The sequence below is a fragment of the Marinobacter sp. tcs-11 genome (assembly GCF_002049515.1).
Classification (GTDB): Bacteria; Pseudomonadota; Gammaproteobacteria; order Pseudomonadales; family Oleiphilaceae; genus Marinobacter; species Marinobacter nauticus.
In genome coordinates this window covers 43459-58308 of record NZ_LLYU01000013.1, presented here as the reverse complement: position 1 = coordinate 58308, position 14850 = coordinate 43459, and the positions used below count along the sequence as shown (strand labels likewise).

The 14850-nt window shown below is 59.0% G+C and carries 9 protein-coding genes; 4 read left to right on the top strand and 5 right to left on the bottom strand.

Annotation, left to right across the window (positions count from 1 at the left end; translation table 11 throughout):
- Positions 1–72 precede the first annotated feature (72 nt).
- Positions 73–2889, top strand: a complete 2817-nt coding sequence (locus ARC85_RS14020) for an HD domain-containing phosphohydrolase (protein ID WP_286715172.1) — start codon at positions 73–75, stop codon at positions 2887–2889.
- Positions 2890–2938: 49 nt separating this feature from the next.
- Positions 2939–3721 (top strand): co-chaperone DjlA, encoded by a 783-nt coding sequence (gene djlA / locus ARC85_RS14015; RefSeq protein ID WP_011785578.1) that lies wholly within the window; start codon positions 2939–2941, stop codon positions 3719–3721.
- 9 nt (positions 3722–3730) lie between these two features.
- On the opposite strand, the gene ARC85_RS14010 is transcribed toward djlA, so the two are convergent.
- Positions 3731–4339 (bottom strand): methyltransferase family protein, encoded by a 609-nt coding sequence (locus ARC85_RS14010; protein WP_228223236.1) that lies wholly within the window; start codon positions 4337–4339, stop codon positions 3731–3733.
- A 188-nt stretch (positions 4340–4527) separates the two neighbouring features.
- On the opposite strand from ARC85_RS14010, the gene ARC85_RS14005 reads away from it, so the two are divergent.
- Positions 4528–5973, top strand: a complete 1446-nt coding sequence (locus ARC85_RS14005; RefSeq protein ID WP_286715169.1) for an amidase — start codon at positions 4528–4530, stop codon at positions 5971–5973.
- Here the strand turns inward: ARC85_RS14005 and ARC85_RS14000 are convergent.
- Positions 5964–7838 (bottom strand): sensor domain-containing diguanylate cyclase, encoded by a 1875-nt coding sequence (locus tag ARC85_RS14000; protein WP_286715167.1) that lies wholly within the window; start codon positions 7836–7838, stop codon positions 5964–5966. The two genes, ARC85_RS14005 and ARC85_RS14000, sit on opposite strands and share 10 nt — an antisense overlap.
- 148 nt (positions 7839–7986) lie before the next feature.
- On the bottom strand, positions 7987–8724 hold the full coding sequence (locus ARC85_RS13995) for a pseudouridine synthase (RefSeq protein ID WP_153741355.1): 738 nt from the start codon (positions 8722–8724) through the stop codon (positions 7987–7989).
- Positions 8725–8822: 98 nt separating this feature from the next.
- Between ARC85_RS13995 and ARC85_RS13990 the strand changes: the two genes are divergently transcribed.
- On the top strand, positions 8823–10448 hold the full coding sequence (locus tag ARC85_RS13990; RefSeq protein WP_286715164.1) for a methyl-accepting chemotaxis protein: 1626 nt from the start codon (positions 8823–8825) through the stop codon (positions 10446–10448).
- Here ARC85_RS13990 and ARC85_RS13985 read toward each other — a convergent pair.
- Together ARC85_RS13985 and ARC85_RS13980 are read right to left on the bottom strand one after the other, a co-directional pair.
- Positions 10442–13531 carry an efflux RND transporter permease subunit gene (locus ARC85_RS13985; RefSeq protein WP_286715161.1) on the bottom strand — a complete coding sequence of 1030 codons (3090 nt, stop codon included), beginning with the start codon at positions 13529–13531 and terminating at the stop codon, positions 10442–10444. The genes ARC85_RS13990 and ARC85_RS13985 overlap by 7 nt on opposite strands.
- A 5-nt stretch (positions 13532–13536) precedes the next feature.
- Entirely contained in the window at positions 13537–14619 is a 1083-nt protein-coding gene (locus ARC85_RS13980) for an efflux RND transporter periplasmic adaptor subunit (RefSeq protein ID WP_286715159.1), read from the bottom strand.
- Positions 14620–14850 lie beyond the last annotated feature (231 nt).

Sequence of the window (14850 nt, the reverse complement as noted above, 5' to 3'; positions counted from 1 at the left end):
CTGAAATCAGAATAACGCCCGCAGAGCGTCTACACTTAGAGAACCCTTCATCCGTCGTTGGATCCCGACGCTGTGAGACAGACAAAACCGCCACACAACAAACAGTCCGCCCGGGTATCACTGGCATTCCTGATAGCCTCTGCCATCACCCTGGGAATGCTGATACTGGCCATCACACTGGTGGCCCAGAGTTATCGGGGCATGGAACAGGCCAAGGTCACCGCTGCCGCCGCCACTGCCCGACAGCTGGCTCTAAGCGTGGACGATCGTATCAATGCCATTACCCAACCGCCGGCTACGGCGCTGGCCTTGTTGCGGCACGACCCACTCACCCAGAGTTCCACCCTTGAGCAACGACTGCAACGCCTGCCGGTGATTGCCGATGTGCTCACCAGCAGCGATATTGTCAGTGCGGTATACGCAGGCTATGACAATGGCGATTTTTTCCTGTTCCGTAAGATTCGCAGTTCGGGCTCACTCCAGTTTCCGGACGCCCCCGCAACCAGTCGCTATCTGCTGCAAAGCCTGGAATACCAGGGCAATCTGCGCGAGGGTATCTGGCAATTCTATAACAGCGACCTGGAACTGCTCGAACGCCGCTCGCTGCCGGATTACGACTATGATCCCCGCCAGCGCCCCTGGTATCAGGCAGCCAGGGCCGGAGATTCGCTCCAGCTATCAGCGCCTTATGTGTTTTTCACCACCCAGGAAACCGGGCTGACCCTGTCTCAGAGGGCCGCCAGTATCCCGGGTACCGTGCTGGGTATTGATGTCACCGTGACCGACCTGGGCTCGCAACTGGCGGAGCTGAAACAGACCGCAGGAAGCCGGCTGGCCATTGTCAGCGCTTCCGGGGAACTCCTTGCAGACGCCGACGGTAACACCGAACCCGATGCCGTGATCCGCCAGGTGCTTGAGCCGGGCACCAACCGGGAAATCCGCCGCTTTCATCAGCAGGGCCGGGACTGGTATGGCATGGCCGAGCAACTTGGAACCCTGCCCGATGAAGCACTCTCCGTAGTTGTCGCCATTCCCTCGGATGAACTGCTGGCCGATGTCTGGGCTGCCCTTGCCCGCCAGACCGCGATCGCCGGCGCCATAGCGCTTCTGCTGTTGATACTTGGCTGGTTTATGGGGCGCCAGGTGGGCAAACCCCTTGAACGCCTGACCGACCGGGTCAGCAGCCTCTCCCGCTTCCGCTTTGACACGCCAATCCGCTCGGAGTCCCATATCCGGGAAGCCTCGGAACTCAGCATTGCCCTGGATGACATGGCCCGCACCATCCGAAGCTTCCAGAACATCGCCACGGTGCTCAACCGGGGCCAGGATCTGAACCAGTTGTTACGCGACATTCTTGATCAGATCATCGCCATCGTCAGCCAGGAACGGGGCGCGATTTACCTGTACAGCAGCCATGAACATAAGCTCGACCTGGCTGTTAACCGCGGACTTGAACTGCCCGCCAGCCTGCCAGCCATCAACCAGGCGGCAGACGATAACGAGATCATTCGCCAGCTCAGAAACCACATATCCGGCCACCCGGTGTTTGCCATCCTGCGTAATCGACGCAAGAAACTCATTGGTGCATTGATCATCGAAATGGAAGTGGGCGACCACACCCATCTCAGTGATGACCTGATTGTTTTCGTGGATGAAATTGCCGGCTCCGCCGCAGTTGCCATCGAAACCCGTGAACTGATCGAAAGCCAGCAGGCCCTGCTCGATGGGTTTATCCGCCTGGTGGCCAGCGCCATTGATGCCAAGTCGCCCTACACCGGTGGTCATTGCGAGCGGGTACCCAAGCTCGCCCAGATGATCACGGAGGTGGCAGAGCAGGCATCGGAAGGGCCTTTTGCCCATTTCCGCATGAACGAAGACGAACGTTACGAATTTCACCTGGCGGCCTGGTTGCACGACTGCGGCAAGATCACCAGCCCGGAATATGTGGTCGACAAAGCCGTAAAGCTGGAAACCATCTACAACCGCATCCACGAAATCCGGGCCCGCTTTGAAATCCTGCACCGGGATGCCGAGGTCCGTTACCTTCAAGCCTGCCTGAATGGAGAAGACCCGACCGAGGCTGCCCGTTACAGAGATGAGGCCCAGGCAAAACTTCAGGCTGACTTTGGCTTCCTGGCAGACGCCAATGTGGGCAGTGAGTCCATGTCGGACGAGGATGTAGCGCGCATTCGCCAGATCGGAGCCCAGACCTGGCAACGCCATTTCAGTGACCGGCTGGGCCTCTCCGGGGATGAGCAGCAAGCCCTGGCGGATTCTCCGGAAGCGGCACTGCCCGCCACCGAGCCACTGCTGGCAGACAAACCCTGGCATATTCGCACCTGGGGCGACCGGGTGCCTCCGGTCCAGCGGGACGACCCGCGCAATCTCTGGGGCTTTGACATGAAGCTGCCTGAGTATGCCTACAACCGGGGAGAACTCCACAATCTGACCATCCAGTACGGCACCCTGACGGAAGAAGAACGCTTCCGTATCAACGAACACATCGTGCAGACCATCTGCATGCTGGATGCCCTGCCCCTGCCAGACCGTCTGGCCCGTGTGCCCCGGCTGGCCGGCACCCACCACGAGCGTGTGGACGGCAAGGGCTACCCCTTCGGCCTGAGCGGTGAGGACATGAGCATTCCCGAGAAAATCATGGCCGTGGCTGACATCTTCGAGGCGCTGACCGCCGTGGATCGCCCTTACAAGCAGGGCAAGACACTGTCTGAAGCGCTGAACATCATGGATAACATGACCAGACAGGGCCATATAGACCGGGAGGTATTCCTGCTCTTCGTGCGCTCCGGAACCTATCGGCGCTACGGTGCCCAGCACCTGAAGGCCGAGCAGATTGATGCCGTGGATGAAAGCCTGTTCATGAAGCCCTGACCAAAAACACGTATATTCTCAGGACTGTTTACTCAACGAAGGATAGAGAATGCTGTTCGCAATCATTTTTGGCGGTCTGATCGGTTATGCCTTTGGTCGATTCCCCGGCTTTCTGGTTGGCGCAGCCATTGGTGCGTTCCTGTTCCAGCGCATGAAAAGCCGACTGCTGGGCAAGCTTCAGGGGCTGCAGGCCGGTTTCATTGAATCCGTGTTCGCGGTGATGGGCGCCCTGTGCAAGGCCGATGGTGTGGTCTCACGGGATGAAATCCAGATGGCAGAGGCCATGTTCGTTCGCTTTCGCCTGAACGAATCCCAGAAAGCCATGGCCAAGGAAGCGTTCAACCGGGGTAAAGCATCGGACTTCGACCTGGACGCCGAACTCCAGCGCTTCATGCAGGCTTCCGGCCGCCAGCCGGTGCTGTTGCAGATGTTTCTGCAGGTACAGGTGTCTGCGGTTGCCGCAGACGGGCAGGTACATCCGGCCGAGCACGAAATGCTGGTTCGTATCGCCCGTGGGCTGGGGCTGCCGGAAAGTCAGGTCGACCAGCTCGAAGCTATGCTGCGTGGTGCCCATGCCGGCCAGGCGGGCGGTACCCGCAATTATTCCAGCAGCCAGCAGATCGATGATGCCTACAAGGTTCTTGGCGTCTCGCCAGAGGCCTCAGACGCCGAGATCAAGCGCGCTTACCGCAAGCTGATGAGTGAAAACCACCCGGACAAACTCGCCGGACGCGGCTTGCCCGAAAGTATGCGGGAAATGGCGGAAGAGCGAACCCGTGAAATCAGCCACGCTTACGACGTGATCAAGGAAGCGCGGAACAAAGCGTCCTGAGCCCGACAGTCAGAACCAGCGGGGCACCCGTTTGCAATAGGCCTCGTACTGTTCATCAAAACGCCTGGCCAGGGCTTTCTCTTCCTCCCTGGCCTGGCGCATGATCACCAGCACGCCAGTCACCAGGCACACCAGCGAAAACACGCTGGGCAACGCCAGAAAGAACCCCAACTGCCCCGTCATCACCGCCAGAAACAGCGGGTTCCGGCTGCGACCAAAAGGTCCATCGGTCAGAAGGTGCCCACTGCCATGCTGGTCATCAATGCCGGAACGCCAGTCCTCATGCATGTAGGCCTGCAGATAGTTCACGGCAGTGTAGGAAACCAGCAGAAGCACAGCCCCGGCCAGTAACACCGGCCAGTGGTACAGCAGGGGGAAAACGCCCAACCAGGCGTCCAGATCAACCCAGATCCTGGCCAGGCAAACCAGCAGAATCGCAGCCCGGAACAGGTTAAAGGTGTGGCGATGCCACCAGGTAGCCGTACCGACCCTGCCATAATTGATGTGAGAGAAGCCCAATCGTGAATACAGGCCGAGCGTACGGGCCGCAAACTGCAGGCCAATCATCAGGAAAAAAACGCCGAGAAAAACCCGGACAGCTGGCTCGATCAGATCCATTATTCATTCTGGTTCAGTAGGTTGGCAAACAGCTTACTGTGCTTGAGGCTTCATTGAAAGAGACACAGATCAATCCTTTGCTGCCATATTTTGCACCCATTTTGTGACGCCATACCTGAAATGACATATCGTCACGTTTAAGCCTGAGTTATGTTAGTAAGCCTCTGTTTTTGCTTTCAGGAGCCGCCATGAATCAGCCACCCAGTACCCGCTTCCATTGTTTCCGCAACGACGCGATGGCCGACAACGACGCTACTGCACTTGCTGAACGGATTCGTTCAGGCGAGGTTTCGGCGCAGGAAGTGACGGCGGCGGCGATAGAGCGGGCACAGCTGGCGGCGCCGGTGATCAATGGTGTGGTGGCTGAACGTTATCAGCCAGCGCTGACACAGAGCCAGCGACCGGGCGCCCAGACTGGCCCCTTTGCCGGTGTACCTACTTATATCAAGGACAACACAGACGTTGAGGGTTTGCCCACCGGGCACGGGTCACAGGCGGTCACGCCCCGGGTGGCGAAAAGAACCAGCCCTTTTGCCGAACAGATGCTGTCCCAGGGCTATATTTGCCTGGGCAAGTCCACACTGCCGGAATTCGGTTTTAACGCCTCAACTGAGCCCGCCCAGGGAGACCCGACACGCAACCCATGGAACCTGGACTATTCCTGTGGCGCTTCCTCCGGCGGTGCTGCCGCCCTGGTCGCAGCCGGCGTGGTGCCCATCGCCCACGCCAATGACGGTGGCGGCTCTATCCGCATACCGGCTGCCTGTTGCGGGCTGGTAGGCCTGAAACCTACACGAGGCCGAGTGGTGGATAACGATGCCGCCCGGGATTTGCCCGTCAACATCATCAGTGATGGTGTCGTCACGCGTTCAGTGCGCGATACCGCCGGCTTCCTGGCGTACGCCGAGTCCTGGTTCAAGAACCGGAATCTACCCGCCATCGGGCATGTGCAGGGCCCCTCTGGCCGACAATTGCGCATTGGCCTGGTGCTGGACTCCATCAACGGCCACCCCACCGACCCGGAAACCCGGCTAGCCGTGGAGCAGACGGCCCGCTACCTGGAAAAGCTGGGGCACATTATCGAGCCCATGGATGTGCCGGTCGCCAGCTCATTTCCGGATGACTTTGCGCTTTACTGGGGGATGCTCGCGTTCGGTGTAAAAGCCCGCGGTAAGAAGCTCTATCACCCGGATTTCGACAAATCCCGAGTGGACGGCCTGACCAATGGCCTGGACAAAATGTTCCGCCGCCAGTTCTGGCGCCTGCCCGCTGTCATCTGGCGGCTGAAACGCTCCTGGCACGACTATCAGAGGCACATGAATGATTATGACGCGGTGCTGACCCCCGTCCTGGGACATACCACACCGCCACTGGGCCATCTGAACCCCGGTGTACCTTTCGATACCCTGTTCGAACGGCTGACCCGCTATGTGAGTTTTACGCCGCTGGCCAACGCCACAGGTGCTCCGGGTATCGCCTTGCCTATGGGGGAAAGCAGCCAGCACCTGCCCATTTCGGTGCAGTTTATGGGTCGGCATGGCGATGAGCGAACGCTACTTGAAATTGCCTACGCGCTGGAAGCCAACCACCCCTGGCCCACTCTAAGCCAGGCAGCCCGGTCAAATCAGGCCTGACAGACTGCCTGGTCCTGCCCGGCCTGGGTATTTGCAATTACCCGGTTGCGGCCCTCCGCCTTGGCCTGGTAAAGCGCGTCATCGGCGCAGGCAAACAACGCTTTGGTAGCGTCCGCCCGGGCGGGCGCGCAGCTGCAAACACCGATACTGACGGTCAGATGAAGTACCTGATCGGAGACCCGGAAAGCTGTTTTCTGAATCTCCTCGCGGATTCTCTCGGCGACCCGAACGGCGCCCGCTTCCGGAGTGTCTGGCAACAGGACAACAAACTCCTCGCCGCCGTATCGCGCGGCCAGATCCTGCGGCCGGGTGACGTGACGTTTGATGCAGTCGGCGACCATTTTCAGACAATCATCGCCAACGAGATGTCCGTAGGTATCGTTAAAGCTCTTGAAGTGATCAATATCTACCACCAGCAGCGACAGCGTCTCCTCAAACCGATAGGCATGGACCACGTCAGCCTGAAATTTTTTGTCAAAGTGCCCCCGGTTTTTGAGTCCGGTAAGGGGATCCGTCGCACTCAGTTCCAGTAGTTGTTCGTTCAGGGATTCCAGGTCGCGGGTCCGCTCCTGCACCCTCTCTTCCAACAGGGCATTAGCCTCTTGCTGAACACGCAACGATTTTTCCTGGGCCAGTCGAGCTTTGCGTTCTTCACGCAATAGCTTCTGCTGGGCCGCAAATGACTTCTTCTTCTCCCGGTTCAGCCTGTCGGCCAGCGCAAGCGATAACAGAATCACGCCAAGGGCCGAGCCAACCTGAGTGGCATTCTCAGTCAGCAGGTTCCTGGGCAGCATGGTAAATTTGCTCAGCGCCAATACGATGCCCCCGAACAGCATAAAAACCCAGGCCACCGTGTAATACCGGGCAGCTGGGTCACGCTTCAACCAGCGCACCACACTCAGCATAAGCATGGTGGAGCATCCCACAAAGGCAACCACAATGGTCGGAAGAATCATCAGCCTGTAGGGAATCAGAAGGCCCGCCAGGGCAAGCAGACCGGCCGTCATGATCATCGCCATCGTCCACCGGTTCAGCCACAGGTGGTTTTTCCTTGTCACACTGATGAAGCGAATGCTGAAGGCTCCCCCGAACAGCACCACCAGATTCAGGAACACAATAATGGATTGGTCGTTCCACCAGGTCGCTTCGGGCCAGAGATACTGAAACGCCACACCGTGCAGTGACGCCAGAAAAAGTGGCATCGCCGCAATATAGCCCACGTAGTAGAGAAAACTGCGCTCTCCCACGGCCATGAAGACGAAAAGGTTGTAAAGCATCATCACCAGAACAATACCGTAGTAAATGCCCTCAAACAGGCTCCGGGCCTGCTCCGCCGAGTAGAAGGCATCCTGATCCCAGAGCGTCATGGGCACCTGCATGGAGCTGGTAGTGTCCACCCGAAGATAAACCGTTGTGGACGATTCCGGGGGCAGCACCAGCGGGACAATGAAATTGCGGTGGTGAATCGGGCGATCATAGAAGGGACGTTTGTCGCCCAGCAGCAAGGGCTCCTGCATTCGGCCGTCGACTTCCCGGTAGACTTCAACGTGGTCCAGAACCGGGTAGCCAATTTCCAGAAAATTACCGGCTTCGGATTTCAGAGTATTGGTCAGTTCAACGCGGAACCAGTAGATGTCGTCGCCATAGCCAAGACTGACGCTGTCGCTCCCGTTCCGGGTCCAGGCCTGCGCCGGCAAACCACGAACGTCTTCGATCGACCGGGCGCCCTCTTCCTTCCAGTAGTCGACGAAACGGGAGAGCTCCAGTCGCTTGGAGAACGGGCCCCATTCCACCGATTCGGCACTCGACAGCGACGGTGCCAACAAGCAACACAGCAGACTGAGTAAGACAAAGAGCCTTGGCATATGGGTCTCTGGCGTCAAGCGCCTTAGTTATTGGTTATAAGCCTACAAAGGAGTATGCACCAAGTTGAACGAAGCGTCTGCCGAGGGTACTATTTGTCGCAAATTGACATAAAAAGCTACACAAGTTGGCCTGTTCGGAAACGCTCCGCTATTGCGGCAGTGGAAGGTCGTCCCCGTCAAAAATTGCCAAAACCTGCAAGAAACTGCGCTCAGGGTGGGCCTTCAGACACAGAGGCTCATCGGTTACCGGATGTTTCAGCCGCAACTCCGTCGCCGCCAGCATCAGGCGCCCCTGACCGAAGCGCTCGGCGAAATACCGGTTGTGCCTGCCCCGACCATGGTTGGCATCACCAATGATCGGGTGGTTGATGTGTTTCATATGTCGGCGCAGCTGATGTTTCCGGCCGGTCTCCGGCTTCAGCTCCACCAGGCTGTATCGACTCGTGGGGTAACGCTCAATCGCCACCGGCAATTCGGTCGTCGCCAGCCGGCGATACCGGGTGAGCGCCTCACGAACCGGCTGCTCCTGACCTTTGAGACGTCGGTCTTCCGGCTCATCCCGGAGCGGGTGGTCGACCACCCCCTGCTCCGGTGCCCAGCCCCTGACCATCGCCAGATAGGTTTTGCTCACCCCCCCGGCCATCATCGCCAGACCAAGCGTACGCGCCGTCTCCGGATCCCGGGCAAACAACAAGACACCCGAGGTGGGACGATCCAGCCGGTGCACGGGGTAGACATGCTCACCGCCGTTCATAGCCCGGGCATACTGCAGGGCAAATTCGGTTTCGTGCTTGTCGATGGGACTGCGATGCACCAGCAATCCGGCCGGCTTGTGCACGGCCAGCAGCCAGTCGTCCCGATAAATTTCAGTAAGCGGGTTCAGCATGTAAGATAGCGGCCGATAAACAAACCAGGAGCGCTCAGCGGCCTCCTGCGGTTCGTTATTCTACTCTCACCCTCCGGATTAAAACAGGAACCCCACCCATGAACTGGTACTTCAAAAGTATCCTTAACCGGATCCTTACCATTATTGTGGTGTCCAACCTCGTGATTGCCGTTGTTGCAGGCATCTACTTTAACCGTTCTCTGGCCACCCAGAATGAGTATGATCATCTGGTGAGCAAGGAAATGGTCCAGGCACTTCAGGCCCAAGACATTCTCAGCGACTTCAAAACCCAGGTTCAGGAATGGAAAAACGTGCTGATCCGGGGCGCCGATACCGGCCAGCGTGAAAAATACTGGCAGCGTTTCCAGGCGGTGGAAGCGAATATCCAGCAACAACTGGGCGCATTGATTCCTGAACTGAATGACAACCAGGCAAAAACCCTGATGACGCAGTTCCGAACCGCTCACCAGCGTATGGGCGAAGCCTATCGCAAAGGGTTCCGTGATTTTGTCTCCTCGGGTTACGACCACAACGCAGGCGATCAGGCCGTTTCCGGCATTGACCGGGAACCATCCAAACTGATTGAAGAGGCATCCGCCAGAATCCGGGACACCGCCGTGGCTCATTCCGCCGAGCTTCGTGACGAAGCCACCAGCACCACCTGGCTGATGGGAGGATTTCTACTGGCAGCCATTATTCTCGGCACACTGGCGTGCTTGAGCGTGCTGGTTCGCTCTGTGGTTCGACCAACCCAGGAACTGATCGGCAAGCTGGATCGCATCGGCAAAGGCGATCTGACCGATCCGGTCACTCTGAAGCGCCCGGATGAGTTGGGCAAGCTGGCAGACACCGCCCGCGCCTTGCACCGGTTCCTGCAGGAAACCGGCGAAATGATGAAACACAACGCCGAAAAACTGGCAGACACCGGCGCCATGATCCGGACCAACGCCGATGCCGTGTCGTCCCACTCTGATCGGGCTCATCAGCGTATCGACCAGATCGCAACCGCCATGAACGAGATGTCCGCCACCGCTCAGGATGTTGCTCAGCATGCGGCCTCAGTGGCCAGCCAGGTCGATGAGACCACGAACCAGACCCGCCATGCCGACGAACAGATCAACGATGCCGTCAGCAGCATGAATCGCCTGACAGATCAGATCCTTAGCTCGGCCACCACAGTGGCGGAACTGGCCAAGAGTGGTCAGCGCGTGGGTGATGTGATGCGAGTCATTCGCGAGATTGCCGATCAGACCAACCTGCTGGCGCTGAACGCAGCCATCGAAGCTGCTCGGGCAGGCGAAGCCGGCCGAGGCTTTGCGGTGGTGGCCGATGAAGTGCGCAACCTGGCTGCGAAGACCCAGGAGGCCACTGTCGAGATTGATGAGATTATTGCCAGCATTCAGGGCGGCTCCCGGGATGCCACGGAATACATGCAGGCATCAGAAGTGGTGGCCCGGGAAAGCAGTGAATCGGTGGATGCCGTTCGCAAAACCCTGGAGGACATTACCCGGCGGATGGTCAGCGTGAATGATGCCACCACCCAGGTGGCCACGGCCGCCGAGGAGCAGACCAGTGTGAGCGAAGACATCAATCGCAACGTTACCGAAGTCGCTGAAATTTCCGAAGCCATGCACAGCGCTGCCGAGGATAACCTGCGCACGGTGCCGGAACTTGAAGCTATGGCCAGCAAGGCCAAAGACCTGGCGGAACGAATCCGCTACTGATTGCGCCTCGCAATGCGCCCGGCCAGCGCCCTGACCCACTGGCCGGTGCGCTCTCCCAGAACCAGCAGAGCGGGCGTCAGCAGCAATGTCAGCAGAGTCGCAAAGGCAAGGCCCCCGGCGATGGCACTGGACAGCTGGGTCCACCATTGGGTGGATGGTGCCCCCAGACCCAATGACGGCTCCAGCAGATTGACATTCACCCCCAACACCATGGGCATCAGGCCAAGAATCGTGGTGACTGCCGTCAGCAATACGGGCCGGAAACGCAGACATCCGGTCTCCAGGGCGGCCTCGTAGGCGGCTTTGCCCTCCCGCTTCATCTGGTTGAAGGTATCGATCAGGATGATGTTGTTGTTCACCACAATACCCGCCAGCGCAATAATGCCCATGCCCACCATCACTACGCCGAAAGACTGACCGGAAAACAGCAAGCCCAGCAGCACTCCGGCGGTGGACAATACAATCGCCGACAGGATCAGAAGGGTCTGGTAAAGAGAATTGAACTGGGTCACCAGAATCAGCAACATCAGGCCAACCGCAACCAGAAAAGCGGAGGTCAGGAAGTTGGCGGCCTGCTGCTGATCCTCGTTTTCGCCGGCGAAGCGCACGCTCACCCCTTCCGGTGGCTCAGGCATCTCAGCCTGCAGGGTCCGCAGCAGCTCGTCCATTCGCCTGCCCGGCGCAATATCCGATTTGATGGTGATCGTGCGCTGGCCATCAACCCGAACGATTGAGCCGGTCTTGTCGCCTGGCTCCAGGTCCACGAATTCCGACAGCGGCACCTGACCGCGAGGGGTGTTCAGTGTCTGGCGCTCCAGGTGATCCAGCTCCCGCCAGTTGTTGGGCACCCGCACCGCAATGTCCACCTCATCGCGAACATCTTCCGGCCGGTAGGTGGCCAGCACCAGGCCATTGGTTACCAGCCGAACCGCACTGCCGATGCTCAACACATCGGTACCGAATCGAGCGGCCGCCTCACGATCCACATTCAGGCGCCACTCGATCCCGGGCAAGCTCCGGTCGTCTTCAATATCGACAAAACCACCGAGTTCGCGCATGCGGTTCTCAATGCTGTCGACATAGCCATCCAGCTGTGTGCTGTCCATACTGCTGACCTGCAGCTCGATGGGCTTGCCTTCAGCCGGGCCGCCCTCCTGCTTGCGGAACTCCAGTTCAATACCGGCGATATCTGCCGTACGTTCCCGAAAGTCTTCCAGAATATCCGTGGCCGTGCGGCGGGTGTACCAGTCCGTGAACTGGAACTGCAGAACGCCGATCACATCCGGAGCCATCTGGGAGCTGGTGGTCACCATGGAGCGCGCATACAGGGCCTTTACCTCCGGCATATTCTGCAGCCGAGACTCCACTTCACGCACAATGGCATCCCGTTCCCACACCGAAAGATCGCCACGAGCCCGCACCTGAACCTGGGCCGACTCGGGCTCGACACTCGGGAAAAACTCGACACCATGGTTAAAGCGCCCATAGGCGGCGTAGATCACAACAATCACCATCAGGGTGCCGAGCAAGGTCAGGCCCGGGCGCTGCAGAAGAGCGGCCAGCACCTGTCGGTAGCCCCGCATGAAACGCCCTTCACTGGCATCCTTGTGGTGCCGGCGACCACCGCTCACGCCACCCAAAACCGGGAGAAAAACCAGCGCCATGGCCAGCGAAGCAATCAGGCAGATCAACACGGTCATCGGCAGGTATTTCATGAATTCGCCCACCACTCCGGGCCAGAACAGCAGCGGCACGAAGACCGCAAGCGTCGTCGCCGTGGAGGCAATAACCGGCCAGGCCATGCGCGAGGCTGCTTCCACCCAGGCGGCTTTGACCGGCTGCCCGTCCGACAGATTCCGGTCTGCCAGCTCAGACACCACAATGGCGCCATCCACCAGCATGCCCGCCACGAGGATCAGGCTGAACAGCACGACGATATTGAGCGTCAGGCCCATGCTCCAGATCACCAGGATGCCGGTCAGAAACGCCCCGGGGATGGTGAGCCCCACCAGCACAGCTGAGCGTGGGCCCATGGCCGCGATCACCACGATGATTACCAGCACAATGGCAGTCAGCACGTTGTTGAGCAGATCCGAGAGGATATCGCGCACTTCCTCGGACTGGTCCATGATGAAGCGGATATCGAGGGTCTCCGGCAACCGGGGCCGGGCCTCATCAATCAGGGTGCGAATCTGCTCAATGGTTTCAATAATGTTGGCGCCCGAGCGCTTGGAAACTTCCAGTACCAAGGCTGGCTCCCCGTTGATGCGGGCGAAGCCGGTCGGGTCTTTGAAGGTACGCTGCAGCATGGCCACATCACCGAAGGTAACCACAGTGTCGCCGTCTACCTTAACAGGCATCGACATCACATCTTCGATGGTTTCGATTACTCCCGGCACTTTCAGCGCCATCCGACCATTACCCGTGTCGAGTGAGCCGGCAGCCACCAGCTGGTTGTTCCGGGTAACCAGGGAGGCCAACTGATCAAAATCGATGCCGTAGCTTTCCAGCACCTGGGGATCCACCACGATCTCCAGCAGATCCTCCCTGTCGCCACCAATTTCCACCTCCAGCACTTCGGGAATGGCTTCGATGGCATCCTGAAGTCGGCGCGCAATGGTGATCAGCTCGCGTTCCGACAGCGGACCGGACAAGCCTACCGACAACACCGGAAACAGCGACACGTTGATTTCATTGACCCGGGGTTCGTCGGCTTCCTGGGGTAGCTTGCTGCGGGCGGTATCCACCTTCTCCCGGACATCCTGCAGCGCCTTGTCCGGATCGAAACCGGCGTCGAATTCAAGCATTACCGAGGCATGGCCTTCTGAGGCGGTACCCCGCATTTCCTTGATGCCTTCCAGCGAGCGCAGCTCCTGCTCCATGGGCCGGACCAGCAGGCGCTCACCGTCTTCCGGGCTGATGCCTTCAAGCGTCATCGAGACATAGATCATCGGGATGGTGACGTCCGGATTGGATTCCTTGGGAATCGCCTGGTAGGCCGCCATACCGCCCAACAGCAGGAACAGGAACAACAACAGCGTGGTGCGGCTTCGGTCCATGGCCGCGGCAATCAATGCTCGCATGACGGTCAGCCCCGCTGGTCTGAGGTGTCGACAGGGCGCACCTGTTCACCCGGCGAGACAAATCCGGCCCCTCGGGTAATCAGGCGAATCTCAGGCGGCAAGCCGGCAACCCAGGCACCGTCGGTCGAGACGCTTAGCAGCCGCACGGTCTCAAACACCACTCGATTATCGGCATCGACATACTTCACGCCGGGCCGGCCATCGTCATCCAGCCCCAGATAAGCCGGCGATATGAAGGTGGCCTGTTGTTCCGGCAGTTGAATACTCAGGCTGGCAGAGCCGCCCGCAGCCCGCTTCAATTCAGGATTCTCCACCACCACTTCCACCGCAAAACTTCGGGTGTCCGAATTGGCAGCGCTGGCCACAAAACTGACAACGCCGGCCAGCCGGGAGCCGTCCAGCAGTTGTATATCGACTGCCTGCCCCGGTTGAACCAGCGCCGCCGATTGTTGGGGGATCTGTCCGGTGGCTTTCAGGCGGTCTATCTGTACCAGCTCAAACAGGGGCGTTCCCACCTGCACCAGACTGCCTTCGTCCACTTCGCGACGATTCACAGTGGCATCAAACGGTGCGATGGGCTTGAGGTGATTCAGCGCCAGTTCAGCCGCAGCGAGTTCTGCTCGAGCCGCGGCGAGTTCACTCTGCAGACGCAATATTTCAGTTTCGGCGGCCAGATTGCTGGAACGCAGCTTCCGGGCGGCGGCCAGATCCGCTTCCAACTTGCGAATACTGGCCTGCCAGCGCTGTACCACCGTGTCCCGACCATCCATCGACAAGGTCGCAAGCACCGTACCCGCTTTCACCTGTTGCCCCAGCTGAACGTTCAGTTGCTCAACGGTGCCGTCCACCCGGGCACTGACCTGAACCGACTGCCAGGGCTCCAGCTGGCCCTGAAGTTTGAGGGCTGGCTGATAAGTCCGGGCGCTGACCGGTGTTACCTCTACCCGAGTTATGGCTACCTGTTCGGAGGCCGGCTCCTCCGGCGCCTCATCACTGGCAACTTTTACCTCACCCGTTGCCATCCAGATAACCAATAACACGATGACCAGAAGGGATAATCCCAGGGAGCTCCATTTTGCTCTTGTCATGCACCACTCGCCGTGAACAGATTCGGTTTGAGAAAGCGGAAAAACCGGCACCGGTTGAATTTCCGGAAATAAGCCCTTGCATCCGCCTGAAAACGTGGGTTAGATTCTACACACATTGTTCAACTCTATTCAGAGCAGATTGTCGATTCCATGAATCTCAACGCAGTTATGGTCCTTGTGAAGCTAGTCTTGGTGGTCGTGGTACCGTCCGGGGGCTTTTGCGTGGACAAG